Here is a 24,093-nt window from a genome sequence, read left to right as displayed (position 1 = left end):
TCCGCTCCGACCGTTACTGGTCCTTGATCGAGGGATTGGCGTCGGCCGTCGGCATCACGGAGTTGTTGACGACGACCGGGCTGCCGTTGCGCAGCTTGACCTGGCCGGCGGTCACAACCTGATCGCCCTGCTTGACGCCCTTCAGCACCGCCACCTGGTCGCCGCGCGTGTCGCCGGTCGTGACGAACGTCTGGCGCACCTGCAGCAAGGCCTGGCCCTTGTCGTCCTTGCCCTTCTGCTCGACCAGGAAGACCGTGCTGCCGAAGGCGTTGTAGGTGATGGCCGACTGCGGCAGCGTCACGAAGTCCTCCGGCGCGCCGGTGTCGATCAAGGCGGTCGCGAACATGCCGGGCAGGAGCTTGCGGTCCGGGTTCTTGAACGCGGCGCGGATCTGCAGGTTGCGCGTCGAGGCGTCGACCTTGGGATCGACCGCGATCAGCTCGCCGTCGAAGCTCTGGCCGGGGTAGGAGTCGACCTGGGCCGTGACCTTCTGGCCGAGCTTGAGCTGGGAGAAGGCCTGCTGCGGCAGAGTGAAATCGACGAAGATCGGGTCGAGCGCCTGCAGCGTCACGATGGTCGTGCCGGCGTTCAGGTACTGGCCGACGTCGACCTGGCGGATGCCGAGGCGGCCGTCGAACGGCGCCTTGACCGTCTTCTTCGCGACGATGGCGCGCTGCTGCTCGGCGAGCGCCAGGTCGTTCTTGAGGTTGGCAGCGTCGCTGTCGAGCGTCTGCTGGCTCACGGCCTCGACCTTGAACTGCTTCTGGTCGCGCTCGTAGGTGATGCGGGCGAGCTCGGCCACCGCCTCCAGCGAATGCAGCTTGGCAACGTCATCGTCCGCGCGCAGCGTCAAGAGCGGCGTCCCGGCCTTGACCTCGTCGCCCGACTTGAACTCGATCTGGTCGACGATGCCGGACACTTCGAGCGACAGGTCGGCGCCGTTGACCGCGCGGAACGAGGCCACGGCCTTGAGCTGCGGCTGCCATTCCTGCATGCCGGCGGTGACTGCGGCCACCGTCTGGGATTCCTTGCCGAAGCCGGCGAGGAACTGCTTGATCATCTTCGCCCTGAACGCTTCGAAGCCGAAGATTCCGCCCAGCACGACACCGACCAGCACGAGCATGATGATCATGCGTTTGGCCATCGAAAACACTCCGTTCTTGAACGCCGGCTTCAGAGAGCGGCGTCGGTCATCTTTTGTTGGGCGGCGCCGCCATCCTTGGCGACGACATCGCTGCGATTCCACCAGCCGCCGCCGAGCGCCTGGAACAGGGCGGCCGTGTCGGCATAACGGGCGGCCTGGGCCTTCACGAGCCCGATGTGCGCCTGCTGGTAGTTTTGCTGGGCGGTCAGCAAGGTAAGGAACGAGATACCACCTGCCTGGTACTGCGCCTGTGCCAGGTTGAGACTGTCTGCGGCGGCGCGCTCGGCCTCGAGCTCCGCCTTGAGCGCGTCGGCGTCGGACGTGACCGCGCGGAGCGCGTTGGCCACGTCCTGGAACGCGGAGAGCACGGTCGAGCGATATTGCGCCGCGGCCTGGTCGTAGGCCGCGTCCGCCGCCCGCCGGGTATGGAGCAGCTTGCCGCCGTCGAAGATCGTGCCCGTGGCGCTGGCGCCGGCGCTCCACACGCCGCTGGCGAGCCGGAACAGCTTGCTCATTTCGCTTGCCTGCAGGGCGACGCTGGCGGAGAGCGTGAATTGCGGCAGCTCGTTTGCGATGGCGACGCCGATGTTGGCGCTCGCCGCGTGCAGGGTGGCCTCTGCCGCCTGGACGTCCGGGCGCTGGGCGACCAGCTGCGAGGGCAGCGAGACCGGCAGCTCGGTCGGCAGGGCGAGGGACGCGAGGTCGAACTGCTCGCCCGCGTCCTGGTTCGGAAAGCGGCCGGCAAGAACCTGGATCAGGTTGCGCTCCTGCTCCAGCTGCTTCTGTAGCGGCGGCAGCGTCGCCTGGGCCGCGGCGAGGGTCGCCTGCTGATTGAGGAAATCCGCGCGTGACGCGCCGCCGAGCGCCAGCTGGCGCCGGACCGTATCGAGGCTCTTGGTCTCGATCTGGATGACCTCCTCGGTCGCCTGGATCTGCGCCTTGAGCGAAGCCTCGGTGATCGCCGCCGTGACCACATTGGCGGTGAGGCTCAGATAGCTCGCCTCAAGCTGGAAGCGCTGGTATTCCGCCCGGGCCTCGAGCGATTCGATGTTGCGGCGGATGCCGCCCCACACGTCGATCGTGTAGGAGACGCTCGGGCCGACGTTGTAGAGGCTGTAGATCGTAGCGCCGGAGCCGCCGATCTGCTGCTTCTGGCGGGTGCCCGACGTGGTGCCGGTTACGGTCGGATAGAGCTCGCCTTCGCCGGCCAGCACGTTTTCATGCGCCTCGCGCAGGGCCGCCTGCGCTGCGTCCAGGTCCGGATTGGTCTTGAGCGACGTCTCGATCAGCTTGTTGAGCGGCTCGGAATGATAAAGCGACCACCATTCGCCCGGGATGTCCTTGCCATCGACGAGCTGCTGGACGGCGCCGCCCGACACGTCGGCCGACACCGTCTGCTTCGGCAGCGGGTTGCTGCTGGCACTGTAGCCGGCGTCGGTCGGCGCATCAGGCGCCTTGAAATCGGGGCCGACGGTGCAACCGGCAACCAATGCCAATGTCGCTGAAGAGGCCGCCCGGGCGATAATGCGCCTTGAGCTCGTCACGTCTCTGTGCTCCTGGAAGCCGATTATTGTTGGGTTGCCTGCGTGCCCCGAGGACGCAGGGGTTAATTTAAGAAACTAAGGGGTTTCTCGCCGCCAGGAAGCTAGGGATGTGATTCCCAGGAGTCAAGGGACGAGCCGCGAAATATCTTGCGGTTGCGCCTCGCAAAATCCTTGCTTGTGCAAATTTTGATCGGGAACGGAGGGTGCATGGCTGATCCACGCTTGCTCGCCGCGGCCAACCATCTTAAGTAAGAAACCACGGAGTTTCCTATCCGCACGACCTGCGGCGATGCGCGACCACCGACGCGCGGATAGGCGGAGGAGCGATATGGTCGATCTCATGACGGCAGTGTCGTGCTGCGGACCACGCACGCGCGGCCGGCCGAAGCCAATTTCCGAAGACGAGCGGCGCGGCCGCTTAATCCAGGCCGCCGAGGATGTCTTCATCGAGCGCGGCTACGGGCTCGCGACGATGGACGACGTCTCGCGCCGCGCCGGCATGTCGAAGAAGACGATCTATCAGCTGTTCGCGACGAAGCAGGCGCTGTTCGAGGCGCTCCTCGCGCAGTACATCGAGCACCTGATGATGCCGATCAGGGCCGATGACGGGACGCGCAGCCCCCGCGCCGTGCTCGAGGAGTTCCTGACGCAGCTGGCCCGCTTCGTGCTGTCGCCGCGCCAGGTCGCGATGAACCGGCTGGTGATCTCAGAGGCGCTGCGGACGCCGGAACTCGCGCAGTCCTTCATGCGCCAGGCGGTGGATCGCGGCCGAGGCACGCTCATTCAATGGTTCGAGCGCCAGCATGAACGGGGCGCGCTTTATATCGAGGACGCCGACGAGGCAACGAGCATGCTGTGCGGTTTCGTGATCAGCGAGCCGCAGATGCGCCTGCTCTACGCTTATGATGCGCCGCCGACCTGGGCGATGATCGACCGCCGGGTCAGGCGCGGCCTGGACATCTTCTTCCGCGGCACCGGGGCCGACCCTCGCGCGCCGGCCTGAACGGCTTTGGGCGCGCGGGAGCCGGGTCTTCGGCAATCAGGTCGTGGATCTCAGCTCGGCTTCCCGGCCGATCAGGCCCGGCGATTCGCCGGGGGCGAGCAACTGCTTCCAGATGACGGCGCCCAGGGCGGCACCGATTAACGGGGCGACCCAGAACAGCCAGAGCTGACCCGTGGCCCCGGTCGTCGCGAAGAAGGCGACGGCCGTCGAGCGCGCCGGATTGACCGACGTGTTCGTCACCGGGATCGAGATCAGGTGGATGAGCGTCAGCGCCAGACCGATGGCGATCGGCGCGAAGCCGGCGGGTGCCGCCTTCGAGGTCGATCCCAGGATGACGATGAGGAAGCCGGCCGTGAGCGTGATCTCGGCGATGAAGGCTGCCATAAGGCCGTAATGGCCGGGGGACAGCTCGCCATAGCCGTTCGAGGCGAAGCCGCCCGCCGCGAAGTTGGGGGCGCCCGAGGCGATCGCATAGAGCACCGTGGCGGCGACGAGGCCGCCCACGACCTGGACGACCCAATAGGGAATGAGTTCGCGCCACTCGAACCGGCCGGCGATCGCCAGGCCGAGCGAGACGGCGGGGTTGAAATGGCCGCCGGAGATGCCGCCGACGGCATAGGCCATGGTGAGGACGGTCAGGCCGAACGCCAGGGAAACCCCAACGAAGCCGATGCCGAGCTGTGGAAAGCCCGCGGCGAGCACGGCACTGCCGCATCCGCCGAAGACCAGCCAAAAGGTGCCGAAAAACTCCGCTGCCAGTTTTCTGCCCATTTTTAGCCTCCGATTGAACATGGCAGCGGAGTTCTACTCGGAAGGGCTTCTTTTTTCCAGAGAATTACTGAGGCTTGCCGCCTACCCGAGCGCGTTCGCCCGCGGGTTGATGGCGGCGAGCAACGCGTGCCCGGCGCCATTGGCGACGATCGAGATCGGCCCTGCGGCTCGGTCGAGCCGCAGCGTGTCGCCCGCAAGGACGGACCAGGTGCCGAGCTTGCCCGCATCCACGGTCAAATCGCCGGCGAGCGCGTAGAGCAGGGCCGTGTCGGCTGCGAGCGGAACCGAACAGGGAGTGCTGGAAAGGCGGAGCCGGCTCAGCGCGCCGGTCGTCGTCGCCCGGTCGAGGATCAGGTTGAAGTCGCGAATCGGGCCGCCGATGAGGCGGCAGTCGGTCGCCGCATCGCCGGGAAAGGCGAACGGGGCGGAGGCCTGATCGAGGCGCACCGGGGCCACACCCCGCTCGCCTTTCCCGGCGACGGCCAGTTCCATGCCGGTGCCGGCGACGACGGCGATGATCCGCTCATAGCCGGGAAAGGTCGAGAACGGGCCGCTCTCCGGCACGTCGGCGATGCTGACGCGCCACAGGAAGCGGCCGCCGGCGCCCTGGCTGTGAGTGCCGGCCGACAGCGCGACCTCCGTCGTGGTGCCGCGCCCGTTGCGCCAGGGCATGGTGCGGTAGTGCGCCGCCGGCAGCAGGCGGCCCGACGGGGTGCGGTCGATGAAGGAGCCGTTCATTGATCCCGCTTGGCGGTCAGGCTCGTGCGGATGCGGGAAAGCCAGTCGACCGCGCGCCGGAAGGTGCGATCGGTCTCGAAGAAGGCGGCGACGACGAGGTCGGCCTGTCCCTCGCTGCGCCAGGCGAACGGCAGCAGCAGGCGGTAATAGCCGAACTTCAGGAACAGGAGGTTGAAGACGCGCTCCGTATAGACGGGCTGGCCGGTCTCGACCGCGCGGCGATAAGCCGTGAGCGCCTCTGTGCGGGCCCGGGGCGACGCCATCTCGTCGACATAGCGCCCGGTCGGGTCTTCGCCCAGGAGTTCGGCGAGCCGCGTGCCGACCAGCCGATAGCGCGGGCGGAACGGCCGCTCGATCTCGACGAGGGCGACGTTGCCGAGGCAATAGGCGATGTCGGTCGGCTCGAGTTCGCTCCGGCGCGGCAACCGCTGGTCGCCGCGCAACTCATGCCAATGCTGCAGCAGGCGGCCGAGTTCCGGACGCTTGATCGTCGGCTGGGCTATCCTTGCCGTTCCCATGTCCTGCGGCGTTGCCAGCGGCAGGGGTGGCCGACGATCTAAAGTAAGCGAAGACATATCAGTCGTTACGGTCCTCTAAGGTGCTGTGACGAGAATGCATTTCTCGTATTAATAGTTGGTCTATGTTTGTTTGGATTTGATCGATCGCCATATTTTTTGCATTGCATTTTAGACAAGGACGTAGCGGTCGCGATCGATCCTTGAACACTCGCAACTCATGGTGCCCTGGCAAAAGTTCCATGCATCGTGTCTTTTTTTGGCGTCATTCAAGGCTGGACGACACGCAACTTTGCCTTATAGCAAGGTGGTCCAAAGGTTTAAGGGGGATGAGATGAGCATGGGCCCGTTCCGTTCGATCGGCTTGGCACTCCTGGGGGCGACCCTGTCGCTGCCGGCGCTTCCTGCGCTCGCCGCGGCGCCCGAGAGCCCGCCTCCCACGAGTTCGCCTCCCAAGAGTTCGCCGGCCGCGGGCGATACCGCGGTGGCCAAGGCGGCGCCGACCGACATCATCTTCAACCGCGTGTTCATCTTCTTTCGCAACAACGAGGCGACGTTGACGCCGCTCATGGCGAAGCAGGTGACGCGGGCGGCGGAGCTCGCCAAGCAGGGCGGCGCCACGCGCGTCAAGATCACCGGCTATTCCGACGATGCGAAGCACGCGGAAACGCTTGGCCAGGCGCGGGCCGACGTGGTCAAGGACCAGTTGGTGAAAGCGGGCATCGCCGCCGACATGATCCAGACCCAGCCGCGTATCAAGGCGCCGCCGCCGAGCGACGTTGGCGGGCCGAACCCGGCTAATCACCGCGTGCGCATCGCGCTCATCCGCGCACTGGCGGCACCCGTGGGCCCGCGCGACACCGCGCGATAGACCCCGTCAGCGGCCGGTGAAGCGGGCCTCACGCTTCTCGCGGAAGCTCGCGACGCCCTCGGCCGCGTCCTCACTCGCCATCAGGCGCTGCTGGACGGGGCCGAGCTCGGCCACGGCTGCGGCCGGGCCGTGCTCGATCGCGAGTGTCGCATTGCGGATCGTGGCCGCGACCGCGAGCGGCGCTTCAGCCGCGATCCGCTCGGCGAGCTCGATCGCGCGCTCGAACTGGCGTCCGGGCTCGACCACCTCCTGGACGAAGCCCAGGCGGAGCGCGGTTGCGGCATCGAATTCGTCACCGGTCAAGAGATAGCGCATGGCATTGCCCCAGCCGGCGCGCTCGACCATGCGGATCGTGGCGCCGTGGTTCGCCATGATGCCGCGCTTCACCTCGATCTGGCCGAACCGGCAGTCGGCGGAGGCCACGACGACGTCCGCCGCCAGCATCAGCTCGATGCCGGCCGTGAAGCAGATGCCCTGGACCGCCGCCACGACCGGCTTGGTGCGGAGCGGCGGGCGCAGGTTGTAGGGATCGACCTTGCCGGCGAGGCCCAGATGCTGACCCCGCTCGAACCAGGACTTGAGCTGGTCGAGTTGCAAGCCGGCGGTGAAGTGCGGGCCGAGTGCATGGAGCACGCCGCAGCGCACGGCCGGGTCATGCTCCATCCGGTCGAACGCCTCGGCGAGCTCGACGACCATCTTTTCGCTGAAGCCGTTGCGTTTCGGCACCCGGTCGATGCCCATGAGCAGGAGCGGCCCGCGCTGTTCGACGAGGATGCGGCCGTCAGCTGGCACGTCGGTCATGGGGCGGCTCCTGCGGGCGGGTGGCGTTAGGCATCGACCTCGAACTTGATGCCCTGGGCCAGCGGCAGGGCGCGCGAATAGTTCACCGTGTTGGTCGCCCGGCGCATATAGGCGCGCCAGCTGTCGGAGCCGGACTCGCGGCCGCCGCCGGTCTCCTTCTCGCCGCCGAAGGCACCGCCGATCTCGGCGCCCGACGGCCCGATGTTGACGTTGACGATGCCGCAGTCGCTGCCGGCCGCCGACAGGAAGGTCTCGGCCTCGCGCAGGTCGGTCGTGAAGATCGACGACGACAGGCCCTGCGGCACGGCATTGTGCAGCCGGATCGCCTCGGCCAGGTCCTGGTAGCGCAGCACATAAAGAATCGGCGCGAAGGTCTCGTGGCAGACGACCTCGGCCTGGGCCGGCATCTCGACCAGCGCCGGGCGGACGTAGAACGCCTCGGGGAACCGCTCGGCCAGCACGCGCTCGCCGCCCTGCACCTGGCCGCCAGCCTCGCGCGCGGCGCCGAGGCTCTTCTGCATCATGTCGAAAGCGGCGCCGTCGATCAGCGGACCGACGAGCGTGCCGGCCTCGAGCGGGCTGCCGATCGGAACCGAGCCGTAGGCGCGCTTCAGGCGGCCGACCAGCGCGTCATAGACGCTGTCATGGACGAACAGGCGGCGCAGCGACGTGCAGCGCTGGCCGGCCGTGCCGACGGCGGCGAACAGGATTGCGCGCACCGCGAGGTCCAGGTCGGCCGACGGCGCCACGATCATACCGTTGTTGCCGCCGAGTTCCAGCAGCGCGCGGGCGAAGCGCTTGGCGAGCCGCGGGCCGACCTCGCGGCCCATACGGGTCGAGCCGGTCGCGGAGACGAGCGGCACGCGCACGTCGTCGACCAGCGCCTCGCCGATCGGGCGCTCGCCGATGAGGAGCGCCGACAGGCCTGCCGGCACGCCGCCGAACTTGGCGGCCGCCTTTTCGAACAGCGCCTGGGTCGCGAGTGCGGTGAGCGGCGTCTTCTCCGACGGCTTCCACACACAGGCGTCGCCGCAGACGAAGGCGAGCGCCGCATTCCACGACCAGACCGCGACCGGGAAGTTGAAGGCGCTGATGATGCCGACCACGCCCAGCGGGTGCCAGGTCTCGCGCATCACATGGCCCGGGCGCTCGGTCGCGATGGTGAGGCCGTAGAGCTGGCGCGACAATCCCACCGCATAGTCGCAGATGTCGATCATCTCCTGAACCTCGCCCAGGCCCTCCTGGACGATCTTGCCGGCCTCGAGCGTGACCAGCCGGCCGAGCGGTTCCTTGTGGGCGCGCAGCTCCTCGCCGAACAGGCGGACGAGCTCGCCGCGCCGGGGCGCCGGCACCTCGCGCCAGGCGAGGAACGCGTCGTGCGCCCGGCCGATCGCGGCGGTCGCCTCGGCGGGTGTGGTCTCCTTGAGCTGGCCGATGACCGCGCCGTCGATCGGCGAGCGGACCGTGAGCGTGCCGCCCTCGTAGGCGCCGCGATCGACGCCTAGCTGGGCGAGCAGGGACGAGACCTCATGCGCGGTATTGATGGGGGCGGTCGACATGGCGGCAAAACTCCATAGGCACGATCATGCCGATGCTTAGCTCGTCGGCGCGCGTTGGTCATCCCCTGAAAACATCCGCCGCGCCGGAGCGCCGAGGCAAGGTGGGCCGCTTCGGCGATGTGACGAGGCGAGTGGCACAATGCCGAGAGGTGGAGAGGTGCTCGGCGGCCGAAACCCCTCTGCGCCGCAGCGCGGGGGCCGGCCGCCGAGCGGCGCCACGGCGCTAGTTCAGGCCCGCCGCATGGGCCTGGTTCGTGGCGCTGGTGATCGCGGCCGCCTTGTCACTCGAGAGCAGCAAGCCGTCCTTGACCAGCGCATCGGCCGCGGCCTCCGCAGCGGCGGTGTACTTTGCGAGCGTGCCGTAGCGCTCCTCGAGCGACGGTCGCGGATCCTTCGCCTGCAGCCGCTCGGCCTTGGTGAGCGCGAACGGGATCCAGCCGCCGGTCAGGTCGCAGGCGTCGCCCTCGCTGAAGCCCGCCTTGCGGACGTTCCAGCCGGTGTAGGTGCCAAGCGGGGCGCGGAGCGTCACGGAGCGGAGCCCATCGACATCGTTGCCGTCGGCATTCACCTGCGGCACCAGCGACGGATATTGCTGGAATTTATCGGGCGGCTCGGTCGAGATGATCCCGGTCACGTCGGCGGCGTTGTAGCGCGGGCCGCGCTTATAGACGTCGCGCGTATTGAAGATGCCGTGCGGGTCCGTGACCGTCGGAATGGCCGGGAACACGAACTGGTTCAGCGGCACGAGCGTGTGGCGGGCGAGCGAGGAATATCGGCTGGCCGGCGGCTCGGTGTCGTGCGCGACCCAGTGCTGGAGCGCCACCAGCAGCGCCCTAATATTATAAGTGTAGGAATTGGTGTTCGGCAGCTGCTGGCAGATGCCGGTCGAGGTCGGCAGCGGGGCCACCGGCGAGAAGCCGCCGTGCTGCGTGCTCGAGAACTCGTAGATCCTGACGTTGCGCGGCAGCGCCTCGTCGCGCGTGCCTTGCGGGTTCGTCGTGTCGCCGGCGCCCGATGCCTCCCAATATTCGATGTCGCTCATGGTGTGAACGATCTTCGGGCAGGTATCGGACAGGCGGCAGCGGTCGAGCAGGCCGCGGTATTGGCCGGAAAATTGATCAAGGCTCGGCTCGTAGGTGAGCGACGACTCCGGGCCGGGATATTGCTTCTCGGTATGCTGCGTGCCGGCGAGGCGGCCGGGTTGGGCGAAGCGGACGTTGATGTAGTTGCGCACGGAGCCGATGTGCGGCTGCATGCCGTCATAGACGCGGTGGTGCTGCTCGTCCTCGTTGAAGCCCAGGTCGAGGAAGGTGCGGAGCAGCCGGCCGCTCTGTGAAATGCCGTTCAAGAGCGTGTGCTTGATCTGACCGGCGAGCGGGTTGGGCGTGCCCGCGTCATCCTTCTTCGCATGGTGCAGGAAGGCGCCGACGTCGCGGATCGCCGCCATGCCCAGCCCCATGACGATCGGGTCTCGCGCCGTATAGACCAGCTCGTAGATATGGTTGGTGTCGAAGCCATGCTTGAGGCAGACCTTCTGCGCATTGGGCGTGCCGGGGAAGGGCACGCTCGTGCAGTCGGCGTAGGCCCAGTCGCTGCTGGGGATCGCGACTTTCGGGTCGCCCTGGTGCACGCGCATCGTGAGCACGTCGAACGTATTGTCGAGATTCACCGTCGGGTAGCCGGGCGTGTTCGAGCTCGAATCGGCGAGAATGTTCTGGGTCGAGGCCGGCACGCTCACGATGAATTCGGAGCGCACGAAGCCGGTGATGTAATGGCCGTCCAGCTGATGGGCGATCACCGGCTGCATGGTGACGAGGTTGGCGAGCGGGAGCAGGTCCGACTGCCAGCCGGCCCAGACCAGCGTGAAGCCCTGGCGTTCCAGGAACCCGTCGCCGGCCGGGTTCGCCGCCGTGGCGCCGACATTGTAGAAGCCCGGGTCGAGCTTGTTGCCGCGGTTCACGATCTCGAACAGCAGCGTGTGATTGCCTTTACTTTCGTCCACTGGTTTCAGGATGGAAATCTTGGTCGAATATTCGACCATGCCGTGCGCGTTGCGCGGTGCGAGCTTGATGTCCTGGATGACGGCATTGAGCGGATCGGCCGGGTCGAGCTCGCCCTTGGCGATGCCGTCGAACTGCTCGTAAGCGCCGACGCTGCCGAAGCTCGTCGTGCCGTAGGGCTGGCTCGGCGGGCCGAGCACGAGGCTGGTGACGCGGGCATCGGCTGTCGGTGCGAGACCGACGAGGGCGATCAGACTGGCGGCGAGGCACCCCGCCCATGGTTGGAAATGGCGCACGGCGCATAGGTTTTTCACGATTTCCTCCGTTGATTTTTGGTGGTTTTCAGTGGCGGAAACGCGGATTTTTTCTTGAGCCTATACCTGAGTATGGGGGTGCTCAATGTGTTGGCTGAACTTACGTATGTGGTTTTCCCAATATAACTGCGAGTAATGCCAGGGATGATTGCCGTGGATGGACCCGTCCGTCCGGCTCGGCGAGTGCGGTGAAAAAGTCAGGCTAATCGACCGAAAAGGCCTATCGGACGGTTGCCCTTCGGCCGTCGCTCAGGAATGCTAGCGCCCAACAAAAAGATCTTTGGTGAGGGGGAGGAAGGATCCATGCCGGGCATTACCCGCAGACGCTTCGTCGGTACGGCCGCCGCCGTCGGCCTTGGTGCAACCTTGCTGCCGAAGGGGCTGCGCGCTGCGGAATTCAGCTACAAGATGGCGAACAATCTCGCCGTCTCGCATCCGATGAACACGCGCCTCAAGGAAGCGGCCGACAGGATCCGCGAAGGCTCCGGCGGCAAGCTCGACATCCAGATCTTCCCGAACAGCCAGCTGGGCGGCGACACGGACATGCTGAGCCAGGTCCGCTCGGGCGCGCTCGAGTTCTTCACACTGTCGGGCCTGATCCTGTCGACGCTCGTGCCGATCGCGTCGATCAACGGCATCGGCTTCGCGTTCAAGAATTACGACCAGGTCTGGAAGAGCATGGACGGCGACCTCGGCGCCTATGTGCGCCAGGCGATCGCCAAGGTCGGCCTCGTCGCCTTCGACAAGATGTGGGACAACGGCTATCGCGAGATCACGTCGGCGTCGAAGCCGATCCTGAAGCCCGAGGACCTGGCCGGCTTCAAGATCCGCGTGCCGGTGAGCCCGCTCTGGACCTCCATGTTCAAGGCGTTCGGCTCGGCGCCCGCCAGCATCAATTTCTCCGAAGTCTATTCGGCGCTGCAGACCAAGATCGTCGAGGGCCAGGAGAATCCGCTCGCCATCATCGAGTCCGGCAAGCTCTACGAAGTGCAGAAATACTGCTCCATGACCAACCACATGTGGGACGGGTTCCACTTCCTCGCCAATGCCGAGGCGTTCAAGGCGCTGCCGAAGAACCTGCAGGACCTGGTGCAGGAGAATTTCAACAAGTCGGCGGTCGACGAGCGTGCCGACGTGGCCAAGCTCAACGCGTCGCTGCGCGAGGAACTGACCGGCAAGGGCCTGACATTCGCCGACCCGGATCCCGAGCCGTTCCGCGCGGCGCTCAAGAAGGCCGGCTTCTACGCCGAATGGAAGCAGAAGTACGGCGAGGAGGCCTGGGCGTTGCTCGAGAAGAACGTCGGCAGCCTCGCGTGACCAGGGCCGGGGAGCGGGAACGATGACGATGGCAGCGGCCGAACGGTCCCGGGCCGAGAAGCCTCGAGCGGGTGAGCCCGGGGCTGCGGCCGGCGGCGACCGTTTCGATCTCTGGCTCGCCCGCCTCACCGAATGGCCGGCAGCCGCTCTCGTCGTGGTCGAGGTCGTGGTGCTGTTCGCCGGCGTGTTCTCGCGCTATGTCGTCAACCGCCCGCTCACCTGGTCGGACGAGCTCGCCTCGATCCTGTTCCTGTGGCTCGCCATGCTGGGCGCGGTCGTCGCGCTGCGGCGCGACGAGCACATGCGCCTCACCGCGATCGCGGCGCTGCTGGCGCCCGTGTGGCAGACGCGGCTCCGCGCCCTCGCGGCCGCCATCGTCGCCGTCTTCGTGCTCGAGATCGTGGTACCCGCGCGCACCTATGTCGAGGCGCAATGGTTCATCACCACGCCGGCGCTCGAGATCCACGACAGTTTCCGCGTCGCGGCGATCATCACGGGCGCGCTGCTCATGCTGGTGATCGCGGTCCGCCGGCTGATCGCCTGCGCGAGCCTGCCGCAGATGCTGGGAGCCCTCGCGGTCGTGGGGCTCGTCGCCGGCGCGTTCTGGCTTGCCAAGCCGTGGCTCATGGGCCTGGGCTTCGGCAATCTCGTCGTCTTCTTCGTCCTGCTCGTCGCCGCCTGCGTCGCGATCGGCGTGCCGATCGCCTTCTCGTTCGGCGTCGCCACCATGTCCTATCTCGCGGTGGTGACGCGCATGCCGCTCACGATCGTGGTGAGCCGCATGGACGAGGGCATGTCGGGCCTCGTCCTGCTCGCGGTGCCGCTCTTCGTGTTCCTGGGTCTGCTCATCGAGATGACCGGTCTCGCGCGCGTGCTGGTCGCCTTCATGGCGTCCCTCGTCGGCCACGTGCGCGGCGGGCTCGCCTATGTGCTGCTGGGCGCCATGTATCTCGTGTCCGGCATCTCCGGCTCCAAGGCGGCCGACATGGCGGCGGTGGCGCCGGTGCTGTTTCCGGAGATGAAGCAGCGCGGCGCCAAGCCGGGCGAGCTTGTGGCGTTGCTCTCCGCTTCCGGTGCCATGGCCGAGACGATCCCGCCGAGCCTCGTGCTCATCACCATCGGCTCGGTCACCGGCGTCTCGATCGCAGCCCTCTTCACCGGCGGCCTGCTGCCCGCAGCGGTCGGCGCGCTGGCGCTCGCTGTCGTGGCACGGCTGCGCGGCCGCAACGACGACGTCTCCGGCATTACCCGGGCGCCGCTCAGCGAGGTCGGCAAGCGTTTCGTCGTGGCGCTGCCGGCGCTCATCCTGCCGTTCGTCATCCGCGCCTCCGTGGTCGACGGCATCGCGACCGCTACCGAGGTCTCGACCGTCGGCATCATCTATGCGCTTCTGGTCGGGCTGTTCGTCTATCGCCAGTTCGACTGGCGCCGCATCCTGCCGATCCTGGTCGAGACCGCCTCGCTCTCGGGCGCCATCCTGCTGATCATCGGCACCGCGACCGCAATGGCCTGGGCGCTCACCCAGTCCGGCTTCTCGCGGGCGCTCGTCCAGATCATGAGCGGGGTGCCGGGCGGTCCTATGGGTTTCCTCGTCATCTCGATCCTGGTGTTCACGATCCTCGGCAGCGTGCTCGAGGGCATCCCGGCGATCGTGCTGTTCGGCCCGCTGCTGTTCCCGGTCGCGCGCGCGCTCGGCATCAACGAAGTGCACTACGCCATGGTCGTCGTGCTGGCCATGGGCATGGGCCTGTTCGCACCGCCGTTCGGCGTCGGCTTCTATGCTGCCTGCGCCATCGGCCGGGTTTCGCCTGATCTCGCGATGGCCCGGGTCTGGCCCTACCTGGCGGTGCTGCTGGCCGCGACGGTGCTGGTCGCCGCCGTGCCCTGGCTCTCGATCGGCTTCCTCTAAAGGCGCCTCCCTAAAACCGGCACCGCGTTTGCGGAGAGAGAAGGGACCGGGCGTTTCGCCCACCCGATTTCGCCGGATTTCAGGAGGAAGCCATGTCACTCAACAACATTCGCACCGCCGAAGAACTCGCCGCCTGGATGAAGCGGATGAACCTTTCGCTCACCTCCGCTGCGGAACAGCTCGGTCGCAAGCGCGCGACCATCGCGCGATATGTCAATGGAATCACGGACTTGCCTGAGAGTGTCGCCCGGCACGCGTCGATCATCGAGGCGGCACGCGGCGGCCAGCCGTTCGAGAGCCGCGGCGGCCGGCGCAGCGTCCGCCCGATCTGAGCCGGCGCGGCGCATCGCAAAGTTCAAGGTATAACACCAGGCAAAATGCAAATGCGGCACCGGCAGGTGCCGCGCTTCGCAAATTGCCAGCGCTTCCGCCCCACGCACCTTCGCCAGCAGCACCTTCGTTCGCAGCACTTTCGCCCCCAGCACTTTCGCCCCCAGCACTTTCGTAAGGGGGGACGGCTCGATATAGTCCGGCCATGCCGTCCCCCTCGCCCCTCCAGGCCAGCCGCAATGTTCCGGCCCTGCTCGACGCCGCAGTCAGGGCGCTCGAGGCGGGCGATCTCGCCGAGGCCCGCGCCTGCTGCGAGCGGGTGCTCTACCTGCAGCCGAAGAATGTCGACGGGCTCCATCTCCAGGGTCTGGTCCTGTGCGCCGGCGGAGAGAGCGAGAAGGGCCTGAAGCTCATCCGCCGGGCGATCGCCTTCGCGCCACGCCACGCCATCGCCCTCAACAACCTCGGCAACATCCTGAAGGACCTGGGCCGGCTCGACGAGGCGCTGGCGTCCTACGACAAGGCGCTCGCCGTCGATCCCACCCTGGCCGACGCCCATTACAATGCCGGCAACGCGCTGCGCGCCCTCGACCGGCCGGCGGACGCGGTCGGGCGCTACGATCGGGCGCTGGCGCTCAGGCCTGCCGATGCCGCCGTCCTCGTCAACCGCGGCAATGCTCTGGGCGACCTCGGCGACCTCGGCGCGGCGCTGGAAAGCTTCGAGCGGGCGGTCGCGGTCCGGCCGAATTTCGCCGAAGGGCACTACAACCGCGGCAACGCGCTCGCCGCCCTCGGCCGCGGCGACGAGGCGATCGCCAGCTATGACCGCGCACTGGCGCTGGAGCCCAATCACTCCACCGCGCTCAACAACCGGGGCATTGCCTTGCAGAGCGCCGGGCGCCTCGAGGCGGCGCTCGCGAGCTATACCCGCGCGCTGGCGCTCGACGCCACTGACGCCGAGGCGCTCAACAATCTCGGCAGCCTGCGCCATGACCAGGGACGGGTCGCAGACGCGGCCGAGGCCTACGGCCGTGCGGCGGAGCTGCGGCCGGATCTGCCCGGCCCGGGCAGCAACCTCCTGCTGCTCCGGAACTACACGACCGAGCTTTCGCCCGCGGAAATGCTGGCGGCGCATCGCGCCTGGGCGAGGCACCTCGCCGTGCCGGCGCTGCCATTTCCTCCGCGCCGGCCAGGGCGGCTGCGCATCGGCTATGTCTCGGCCGATTTCCGGACCCATTCGGTCGCCTATTTCTTCGAGCCGCTGCTGGCCTGCCACGACCGGGACAGCTTCGAGGTCTTCTGCTACGCGGCCGGCCGCAAGACGGATGCGACGACGGCCCGGCTCCAGGCGCTCGCCGAGCATTGGGTCCCGATCGATCGCCTGACCGATGTCGAGGTGGCGGCGCGCGTACGCGCCGACGGGATCGACATCCTGGTCGACCTGGGCGGCCATACCGGCCAATCGCGGCTCGCCGTCTTCGCCCATCGCGCGGCGCCGATCCAGGTCACGTGGCTCGGTTATCCGAACACGACCGGGCTTCCGACTGTGGATTACCGGCTGACCGACGCGGTCGCCGATCCGCCGGGCGAGACCGATCCGTTCCACAGCGAGCGGCTGGTCCGGCTCGACGGCGGCTTTCTGTGCTACCGGCCGTCCGGGGCCGCCCCGGACGTGGTGCCGCCGCCCGTGAGCCGGAACGGCTTCGTCACGTTCGGCTCGTTCAACCACCCGGCCAAGCTGTCCGACGCGACGGTCGCCTGCTGGGCCCGGCTGCTCGCCCAAGTCCCCGAAAGCCGGCTGCTGCTGAAGGCCCGCACTTTCGAGGATGCGTCGACGTGCGATTATCATCGCGACCGCTTCGCCACGGCCGGCTTGGCACCCGACCGGCTCGACCTCGTCAGTTACATCGACGATCCGCAAGGCCATCTCGCGGCCTACGGCCGGATCGACGTGGCGCTCGACCCGTTCCCCTACAACGGCACGACGACGACCTGCGAGGCGCTCTGGATGGGCGTGCCGGTCGTGAGCCTCGCCGGCGACCGCCATGCTGGACGGGTCGGCGCCAGCCTCCTGCATCGGATCGGGCTCGACGAGTTGGTCGCCGAAGACGGCGACGGCTATGCAGCGCTGGCCGTGGCGCTCGCCGGCGACGGCGAGCGTCTCGCCTGGCTCCGCGCCGGCATGCGCGACCGTCTCCGGGCGTCAGTGCTGCTGGACGAGACCGGCTTTGCCCGGTCGATCGAGGCCGTGTACCGAAGCTTCGTCGCCGCCTAGCCGGAGCCGCCTTCGCGCGGGGAGCTCAGCGTCCCGCCCCATAGCCGGTCGTAGCTCCAGCCGAGGCCGGGCAATGAGCCGGGCAGGACGCGCTTGTCCTCGGCGAAGCTGCGGCCGCGCCATTCCATGCCCTGTTCCAGGCGGTGCACCAGGAGCGGCCACCAGGGCCGGGGCTTCAGGCCGTGCTCGGCGCGGATCCGCTCGATTTCGGCTGCCCCCTCGACCGAGCGCTTGCGCGTGCTGGTCGAGCTCGGATTGAGCCGCGAAGCGCCCAGGAACCGGTTCACCCGATCGACCCGGCCGATCATCATGAAGCGGGCGAACAGGTCGAAATCCATGGCGAAGCGGTATTTCGCGTCAATGCCGCCGGCGCGCTCGTAGACGCCGCGGCGCCAGAAGCAGGTTTCCTGCGGAATGCGTGGCCAGCGGCGCATGGTGCCGTTCGAATGGCGCGGCAGCAGCCAATAGCCGACCGCGCGATCGTCCGCGTCGATCAGGACACGGTGGCTGTAGATCATGTCGACCCTGGGATGGGCCGCGAAATACCAGGCGACGAACTGGAGCGTCTCGGGCGCCAGCAGGTCGTAGCTGTTGACCCAGCCCATGATCTCGCCGGTCGCGCGCGCGAAGCCGCGCTGCAGGGCGGGGGCGGGGCCGTCGTCGGGCGTGCTTTCGATATGGGCGAAATGGCGCCGGTAGCGCTTCAGGATCTCGAGCGTGCCGTCGGTCGAGCCGCCGTCCATGACGATATATTCGAGGCGCGGGTAGCGCTGGCCCAAGACGGATGCCACGGTCCGCTCGACGAAGCGCACTTGGTTGAGGCTCGGCGTCACCAGGCTGATGCGGGGGCGTTCCATCCGGCGTCAGCTCCGCAGGTCCGGTTGCAGCACGGCGTAGAGATAGTCGCCGCGCCCGCGCCAGTTCTGGAACAGGCGGGCGGCGAGCGCCGTCACCTCGGCCGCGGCACGGGTTTCGGCGTCGGGGGCAAGCCCGTGCGGCACGGCGCCCATCAGGCCGAGCGCATTGAGCTTGAGGCTGAGCCAGCTCCAATAGGGATGCGAGAAGCTGCGCATGCGGAGCGGCCGGAGACCGCTGGCCCCGGCGAGGCCGGTCAGCGTGCGCGCCGAGAAGACGAAGCGGTGGAATGGCGGGTGCCAGTGCGCCCAGGTCGGCCCGAATCGGTCGATCTGCGCCGAATCGAGATTGGGCGTGCTGATGAGGATCAGCCCGTCCGGCTCCAGGAGCCGCGCCGTCCGTTGGAGGGCCAGGAGCGGTTCGGTCGTGTGCTCGAGCGTATGGGCGAGGATGATGAGGTCGAAGCGCTCCTCGGCCGGGATGACGCGCAACGCGTCCTCGACGCCGCCGAGCCAGACGCCGTGCCCCTTGGCGCGCGCGGCTTCCACCGTCCGTTCGCTCGGATCGCAGCCGAACGTGCGCCAGCCTTCGGCGCGGAACTCGTCCAGCAGGTCGCCCTCGAAGCAGGCGAGGTCGAGCACCCGCAGCGGGCCGGTGCGTTTCGGCAGCAGGCCGCGCAGCATGCGCTTCATTTCCGGCATCGTCGGATCGGCCCAGGACACGAGGCGCCGCCGGAGTGCCGCCGGCACCAGCCCGGCCAAGGCGGTCGCGGGATCGGATCCGGCGGGTCGGCAATGGCGGAACGGACTCGCCGCATCCTCGGCCGGCGCGCGGATCTCGCGGGTGGTGCCGCCGTAGTGCCACTCGTGCAGCCGGCGGAGCGTCGTCCGGTCGATTTCGGGGCCGACCGCGGCCACGTGGCTCTCCGGGTGGTACCAGATCTCGTTCATGCCCGCCTCGCCGAAGCGGGTGTCCGGGCTCGAGAACAGCAGCCGCCGGGGCAGCGCACCGCTGATGGGGCAGCGGGCCGGCGCCAAGGGCTGCATCGGCGGGCGCGTCGATCCGGCCGGCGCGGCCGGCACGCTCTCGTCCGGGGCGAGCGGAAAATAGAGCCGCCGCCGCGGTCCGAGCCGGCCGGCTGCCGTCTCCAGCCGTTCGACCAGGGCCAGCGCCAGATGGCGCGGCAAGTCCGCGAGCCGTTCCGCCGTCGAGCGGGCCAGTGCTTGTCCCGGCGCGTATCGCGCCTGGAGCTGGGCGCCTTCGGCCTCGTAGGCCGCCATATCCTCGCTGAGCTGCCCAGGGCGCACCCGGAAGGCGCTCACGTGGCCGTCGAGCCGGCGCAGCGGATAGCGGCGCGCGAGCTCGACCCACAGCGCCCAATCGCCCGCGAGCTTCAGCGACCGGTCGAGGCCGCCGATCGCGTCATAGGCGACACGCCGGAAGAATACGCCGTCCTGGAACAGGAACTGCCCGTCGAGCAGGCGGCGGTAGTCGACGAGGCCGAGCGGCTGGTTGGCGAAGCGCCAGTCGCCGATGGCGAGCAGGTTTTCGAAATAGACGACGCGGTCGTCCGGGAACACGGCGAAATGGCGGCCGACCCGGTCGAGTGCCCCCGGCAGATAGAAGTCGTCGGCATTGAGCCAGGCGAACACCTCGCCGGTTGCCCGCGCGAAGCCCTTGGCAACCGCGTCGTAGAGCCCCTCGTCGGGCTCGGCGATGACGAGATCGAGCCGGTCGGCATAGTGCGCGATGATCTCGCGCGTGCCGTCGGTCGAACCGCCGTCGACCAGGATATATTCGAGCCCCGGATAGGCTTGGCTGAGCACCGATTCGATCGTCTCGGCGATCGTCTCGCGCGCGTTCAGCACCGGCGTCACGATCGAGATGCGTGGCAGGCCGGGCGGCCCGTCCGCGGCTGGCGGCGAGGCCTGGCACCAGAGCGCGTCCAGCCACCGGCCGGCCGATTGCAGGGCCGTGCGCAGCATGGCCCGGTCGTCGCCGCGTTCGATTGCGGCGTCGCGCGCCCGGAAATGCGTTGTCACCGCGGCGAGTCGCGCCTCGAGCGCGGCCGCGCGCCGCGCCAGCGCCGCGACTTCCTCAGGCGTGCTCGGCAGGGGCGGTGGCGCCTCCGGCCCGACCGGCAGTTCGAGCTGCTCGGGCTCGGCTTCAAGCGGGACGGTCATGGATCACCGGTCCCGTCGGGGCGAGCCGAGACGGGCCATACGGGTCGATCGGGTCCGTTCTTTGGCGCACATGCCGCCCACCATCGCAAACGCCCCGCTGAGGGTCAACCGCGCCGGCCCTTCGTTTCCCGATGGAATTTTGCGGTATTCCGCGCTGCCGCCAGCATGAGCGTTAAACGCGTATTTCGTCTCAGTTGAAACCATGGGCGGGGTGCGTCAGGATGACGTCAACGACTATGCCAGCAGGCTCCCATCGCCTGCCAAAGTGTCGTGTTCGTTGCACTTTTCCGTCGTCAACCGGTGTTTGCATGCCGGCTCCATTGGCGGATGCGTGCCGTGCTCGGTACCGGCATCCAACAAGAATGGCTTCATTCGATTGGGGGTTAATATGTTTGTATCGCGTTTTGCGATTGGTGCCGCGGCAGGAGCCGCCGCCATGCTCGGGCTTGCCTCGGCCATGCCCGCCCAGGCAGCCGTCACCGAGCAGGTGCAGGCGAGCCAGCAGGTCGGTTTTGAGCTGTTCCTGCCGCTGCGCAACGTCGCGCAATTGGATCAGCTGCTCGAAGCGCAGCAGACGTCAGGCACGGCCGAATATCAGCAGTGGCTGACGCCGCAGCAATTCCACGAGCGCTTCGGGCCGACCGACGCGCAGGTCGCCCGGGTGACCGCGAGCCTGGCCGCGGCCGGCCTCACGGTGACGGCGACCCATACCCGCAGCCTGCATATCGAAGGCAGCGCTGCGACGGTGCAGAAGCTGTTCGGCACCCGCCTTGTCTATAAGGCGAACGGCGTCGGCGGCAAGCGTCTGGCGGCCGAGGGCGGTGTCGTGCTGCCGGCGGCGCTCGCCCAGGAAGGCGCCGTGGTTGCCCATTTCTCGCCCAGCGTTCACCTGCGCTCGCACGCTCGCAGCATCGCGCTCGGCGCCAAGGATCTCGAGACCCCGGCGAACCGTTACGCGGCGAGCGGGCCCTATTGGTACAACGACCTGAAGCAGGCTTACGATTACCCCTCGTTCCAGGCGAAGGCGCCGCTCACCGGCAAGCAGCTGAACGGCCAGGGCGTCAACGTCGGCATCGTCATGGCGTCCGACGTGCTCGATTCCGACATCAAGGCCGTGTTCGATCATGAGCACTGGACGACGACGACCGGCACGCCGGATCCGGTGCTGGCCGGCCGAGTCGCGATCAACGGTGGAGCGCCGTTCAGCACCTCCAACGGCGCGTCGTTCGAGGCGTCGCTCGACGTCCAGCAGGTCCTGGGCGGTGCCACCGGCTCGAGCGTCACTCTGTTCAACACGCCCGATCTTTCGGACGAGCAGATCCTCGACGCCTATCTCACCATCGTCGAGGCGAACAAGATGGACGTGGTGAGCTCGTCCTTCGGCGGTTGCGAGCTGTTCTATACGGCGGCCTACAACAACGGCGTCGACCAGATCGGCGTCCTCGACGTCTATGACGAGCTGTTCAAGCAGGGCAACGCGCAGGGCATCACCTTCGTCGCCAGCTCCGGCGACAGCGGCGGCCTCGGCTGCCCGGACGTCAACTACCTGAGCGGCCTGCCCAGCAAGTTCGTCGCCGGCGTCGAGCAGCCGGCCTCGAGCCCGCATGTGACCGCCGTCGGCGGCACGAACCTCATCACGACCGCACCGCCCAGCCCGCAGACGAACCCGCCGACGCTCACGTCGAAGTACGTCGCGGAAAACGCGTTCGGCGATCCGGAACTGCCGTACGACCCCTATGGTCTCGGCAGCAATGTCAGCGGCGGCTACTGGGGCGCCGGCGGCGGCATCAGCGTGCATTTCGCCCGCCCGCTGTACCAGAGCCTGGTCCGGGGCTTCGAGGAAGTGAGGTCGCGGATGCGTACGGTGCCGGATCTCGGCATGCAGGTCGGCGGTTGCCCGGCCGGCATCGTCGCCAGCACCTGCGGCGCGGATGGCACGCGCAGTGCGGTTGTCATCTCTTTCGGCGGTAGCTTCGACGGTGTTATCGGCACGTCGGTCGCGGCGCCGGAGTTCGCCGGTGTCGTGGCGCTCGGCGTGCAGCGCTTCGGCCACCGGCTCGGCAACCTCAACACCTACATCTACAACACGGCTTTCGTGCAGCACTATCTCGGGAAGTCGTCCGCGCCGTTCCGCTTCTATCACCAGAACATTCCTGGCTTCGACGGGCTCTACAACGCGGACCCGACGAAGCAGGCGTATAACTTCATGACCGGCAACGGCACGCCCGACGTCCGGAACTTCCTGGCGCTGCCGAACGTGGCACCGGCGGGCGATCCCCAGACGATCAGCAATCCCTGACGCCAGTCCTAGGCAAGGGGAAATGGAAATGGCGGGGGCAACCCCGCCATTTTCGTTTGTGCCTCAGCCGCCCAGCTCTCAGCTACCGAGCGTGGCGATCAGCGATGCGCTCAGCAGGTTGCCGTGGCCGGGTGCGGTCGCGGTCGGCCGGACCTGGCCGAGCGCCGTGCCCGTCTGCTCTTGCGTCTTCGCTTCGGCGCCAACGTCGGCGAGGCTGAATTGTACGCCCTTGCCGCGGTTCTTGAGCGCGGACAGCGGATTATCCGCGACCGGCGAGCGGAGATGGGCGAGGGCGACGGTTTCGGTCATGATGACGCTCCTTGGGATCGACGAATGACTCGTGATGACAGGTGCGACGCAAACACGATACCAAGATAGAGAATGTTGTGAATCAATTGCTTAAGCTTGGGGAATCGATGAGGGGCGGCAGATTTTGCCCGGCAGCGGCGACCGATTGGGATGGTCTGGCCCATGTGCGGTAGGCTGTTCCAGACCAGCCCGCCGAAGCGGCTCGCGGAGCTGTTCGGCACGGCGAATCCGCTCAGCAATGCGCCGCCCCGCTATAACGCCGCTCCCACGGACGCGCTCTTGACCGTCCGCTTCAATCCCAAGACCGGCGAGCGTGCGCTCGACCCGCTGCGCTGGGGCCTTGTGCCGCATTGGGCGCGCGATCCCAAGATCGGCGCGTCGCTCAATAACGCCCGTGCCGAGACGATCCGCGAGAAGCCTGCGTTCCGCGACGCATTCGCCCGGCGGCGCTGCCTCGTGCCGGCCGACGGCTTCTACGAATGGCACCGGCCGACGGAAGGAGCAAAGCAGCCCTATGCCTTCGCTCATCCGGCCAATGACGCGGGCGAGCGGCCGCCGCTGGCGCTGGCCGGGCTCTGGGAAGCCTGGCGGGATGCGGACGGGCAGATCCTCAGGACCGTGACGCTGGTGACGACCGCAGCCAATGCGGTCATGGCGCCGATTCACCACCGGATGCCGGTCATCGTGATGCCGGAGGACTGGCCCGTGTGGCTGGGCGAGGCAGTCGGCGACGCGGTCGCCTTGATGCGCCCCTGCGCCGAGCCTCTGCTCGACCTTTGGCCGGTCGGTCCGGCGGTCGGGAACATCAGGAATCAGGGTGCGGAACTGCCGCTGCCGTTGGTGTCTTCGCGATGATCTCCGGGCCGAACAGGCGCTTGGCCGTCGCGATCACCCGGCGAATGTAGCGCAGGCTCTCGGCCTTGTTGCGGGAGTGATACCAGCCGACGCCGGTCCAGAACTCGCCGGCGGCATTGATCTGGCGGCGCAGCAGGGTTGCCGTCACCCGGATGTTGAAGCAGCCGTCATATTGCAGGAGCGCGCGCGTCTCCTCCGGCGAGCGGCGGATGGCCTGCGCGATCTCGCCGATCCAGACCGTGTTGATCTGGCCGGGCCCGTAGTCCTCGGTGCCATTGCTGTTGTGCGCATGCGTGCCTTCATGGCCGGCCTCGACCGTCAGCACGGTCATGAGGATTGGCGGCGGCAGCTTGGCCGCCTCCGCGGCGAGATAGATGCAGGCCGCAGCCGCTTCCGGAAGCATGGGGCCGGGTCGATCGTTGAAGGACGGCTTGGCTCATAGCAGAAAACGCCGCACCACGCAGCGTCGAATCAGCGGCGTTACCCTCGTGCGCCGATCGG

20 protein-coding genes are annotated in these 24,093 nt (G+C 67.8%); 8 read left to right on the top strand and 12 right to left on the bottom strand.

What is annotated here, in order from left to right; all coding sequences use genetic code 11:
- Positions 1–13: 13 nt before the first annotated feature.
- Both IEY58_RS18545 and IEY58_RS18540 read right to left on the bottom strand, forming a co-directional pair.
- A complete protein-coding gene (locus IEY58_RS18545; protein WP_189048451.1) occupies positions 14–1,144 on the bottom strand; it encodes an efflux RND transporter periplasmic adaptor subunit in 1,131 nt (376 codons plus the stop codon).
- A 29-nt stretch (positions 1,145–1,173) separates the two neighbouring features.
- A complete protein-coding gene (locus tag IEY58_RS18540; RefSeq protein WP_189048449.1) occupies positions 1,174–2,688 on the bottom strand; it encodes an efflux transporter outer membrane subunit in 1,515 nt (504 codons plus the stop codon).
- Between the two features lie 328 nt (positions 2,689–3,016).
- Here IEY58_RS18540 and IEY58_RS18535 point away from each other — a divergent pair, with 328 nt between their 5' ends.
- Positions 3,017–3,691, top strand: coding sequence for a TetR/AcrR family transcriptional regulator (locus tag IEY58_RS18535; protein ID WP_189048447.1), 675 nt, complete (start codon positions 3,017–3,019; stop codon positions 3,689–3,691).
- A gap of 36 nt (positions 3,692–3,727) precedes the next feature.
- Here the strand turns inward: IEY58_RS18535 and aqpZ are convergent, their stop codons facing one another.
- The 3 genes from aqpZ to IEY58_RS18520 form a co-directional block, all read right to left on the bottom strand.
- Positions 3,728–4,462: an aquaporin Z gene (aqpZ, locus tag IEY58_RS18530; RefSeq protein WP_189048445.1), complete on the bottom strand. Its 735-nt coding sequence runs from the start codon at positions 4,460–4,462 to the stop codon at positions 3,728–3,730.
- An 81-nt stretch (positions 4,463–4,543) separates the two neighbouring features.
- Complete coding sequence (locus IEY58_RS18525; protein ID WP_229743808.1) at positions 4,544–5,200, bottom strand: HutD/Ves family protein; 657 nt, start codon at positions 5,198–5,200, stop codon at positions 4,544–4,546.
- A complete protein-coding gene (locus IEY58_RS18520) occupies positions 5,197–5,718 on the bottom strand; it encodes a PAS domain-containing protein (protein ID WP_189048443.1) in 522 nt (173 codons plus the stop codon). Before IEY58_RS18520 ends, IEY58_RS18525 begins: the two co-directional genes overlap by 4 nt.
- Positions 5,719–6,049: 331 nt before the next feature.
- Here IEY58_RS18520 and IEY58_RS18515 point away from each other — a divergent pair, with 331 nt between their 5' ends.
- On the top strand, positions 6,050–6,586 hold the full coding sequence (locus IEY58_RS18515; RefSeq protein ID WP_189048441.1) for an OmpA family protein: 537 nt from the start codon (positions 6,050–6,052) through the stop codon (positions 6,584–6,586).
- 6 nt (positions 6,587–6,592) lie between these two features.
- Here IEY58_RS18515 and IEY58_RS18510 read toward each other — a convergent pair whose 3' ends face one another.
- The 3 genes from IEY58_RS18510 to IEY58_RS18500 form a co-directional block, all read right to left on the bottom strand.
- A complete protein-coding gene (locus IEY58_RS18510) occupies positions 6,593–7,387 on the bottom strand; it encodes a crotonase/enoyl-CoA hydratase family protein (RefSeq protein WP_189048439.1) in 795 nt (264 codons plus the stop codon).
- Between the two features lie 26 nt (positions 7,388–7,413).
- Entirely contained in the window at positions 7,414–8,946 is a 1,533-nt protein-coding gene (gene amaB / locus IEY58_RS18505) for an L-piperidine-6-carboxylate dehydrogenase (protein WP_189048438.1), read from the bottom strand.
- Between the two features lie 223 nt (positions 8,947–9,169).
- Positions 9,170–11,260 carry an alpha/beta hydrolase domain-containing protein gene (locus IEY58_RS18500; RefSeq protein WP_189048436.1) on the bottom strand — a complete coding sequence of 697 codons (2,091 nt, stop codon included), beginning with the start codon at positions 11,258–11,260 and terminating at the stop codon, positions 9,170–9,172.
- Positions 11,261–11,563: 303 nt separating this feature from the next.
- Here IEY58_RS18500 and IEY58_RS18495 point away from each other — a divergent pair, with 303 nt between their 5' ends.
- The 4 genes from IEY58_RS18495 (at position 11,564) to IEY58_RS18480 (ending at position 17,091) form a co-directional block, all read left to right on the top strand.
- Positions 11,564–12,577: a TRAP transporter substrate-binding protein gene (locus tag IEY58_RS18495; protein ID WP_189048435.1), complete on the top strand. Its 1,014-nt coding sequence runs from the start codon at positions 11,564–11,566 to the stop codon at positions 12,575–12,577.
- Between the two features lie 22 nt (positions 12,578–12,599).
- A complete protein-coding gene (locus tag IEY58_RS18490; protein WP_229743807.1) occupies positions 12,600–14,486 on the top strand; it encodes a TRAP transporter large permease in 1,887 nt (628 codons plus the stop codon).
- Positions 14,487–14,578: 92 nt separating this feature from the next.
- Positions 14,579–14,818 (top strand): helix-turn-helix transcriptional regulator, encoded by a 240-nt coding sequence (locus IEY58_RS18485; protein WP_189048433.1) that lies wholly within the window; start codon positions 14,579–14,581, stop codon positions 14,816–14,818.
- Positions 14,819–15,021: 203 nt separating this feature from the next.
- The gene (locus IEY58_RS18480) at positions 15,022–17,091 is read left to right on the top strand and encodes an O-linked N-acetylglucosamine transferase, SPINDLY family protein (RefSeq protein WP_189048431.1); all 2,070 of its coding nucleotides are present in this window, start codon (positions 15,022–15,024) and stop codon (positions 17,089–17,091) included.
- On the opposite strand, the gene IEY58_RS18475 is transcribed toward IEY58_RS18480, so the two are convergent.
- Both IEY58_RS18475 and IEY58_RS18470 read right to left on the bottom strand, forming a co-directional pair.
- Positions 17,088–17,948 (bottom strand): glycosyltransferase family 2 protein, encoded by an 861-nt coding sequence (locus IEY58_RS18475; protein WP_189048429.1) that lies wholly within the window; start codon positions 17,946–17,948, stop codon positions 17,088–17,090. The two genes, IEY58_RS18480 and IEY58_RS18475, sit on opposite strands and share 4 nt — an antisense overlap.
- 6 nt (positions 17,949–17,954) lie before the next feature.
- Complete coding sequence (locus IEY58_RS18470; protein ID WP_189048427.1) at positions 17,955–20,129, bottom strand: glycosyltransferase; 2,175 nt, start codon at positions 20,127–20,129, stop codon at positions 17,955–17,957.
- 436 nt (positions 20,130–20,565) lie between these two features.
- Between IEY58_RS18470 and IEY58_RS18465 the strand changes: the two genes are divergently transcribed.
- Complete coding sequence (locus IEY58_RS18465; RefSeq protein ID WP_189048425.1) at positions 20,566–22,428, top strand: S53 family peptidase; 1,863 nt, start codon at positions 20,566–20,568, stop codon at positions 22,426–22,428.
- A gap of 78 nt (positions 22,429–22,506) precedes the next feature.
- Here the strand turns inward: IEY58_RS18465 and IEY58_RS18460 are convergent, their stop codons facing one another.
- The gene (locus IEY58_RS18460) at positions 22,507–22,737 is read right to left on the bottom strand and encodes a hypothetical protein (RefSeq protein ID WP_189048423.1); all 231 of its coding nucleotides are present in this window, start codon (positions 22,735–22,737) and stop codon (positions 22,507–22,509) included.
- Between the two features lie 162 nt (positions 22,738–22,899).
- On the opposite strand from IEY58_RS18460, the gene IEY58_RS18455 reads away from it, so the two are divergent.
- Positions 22,900–23,592, top strand: coding sequence for an SOS response-associated peptidase (locus IEY58_RS18455; RefSeq protein ID WP_189048421.1), 693 nt, complete (start codon positions 22,900–22,902; stop codon positions 23,590–23,592).
- Here IEY58_RS18455 and IEY58_RS18450 read toward each other — a convergent pair.
- Positions 23,543–23,995, bottom strand: coding sequence for a lytic transglycosylase domain-containing protein (locus IEY58_RS18450; RefSeq protein WP_189048419.1), 453 nt, complete (start codon positions 23,993–23,995; stop codon positions 23,543–23,545). The genes IEY58_RS18455 and IEY58_RS18450 overlap by 50 nt on opposite strands.
- Positions 23,996–24,093: the final 98 nt, after the last annotated feature.

The organism is Aliidongia dinghuensis (assembly GCF_014643535.1).
GTDB lineage: Bacteria > Pseudomonadota > Alphaproteobacteria > ATCC43930 > CGMCC-115725 > Aliidongia > Aliidongia dinghuensis.
This window is presented reverse-complemented; position numbering and strand designations above follow the sequence as displayed.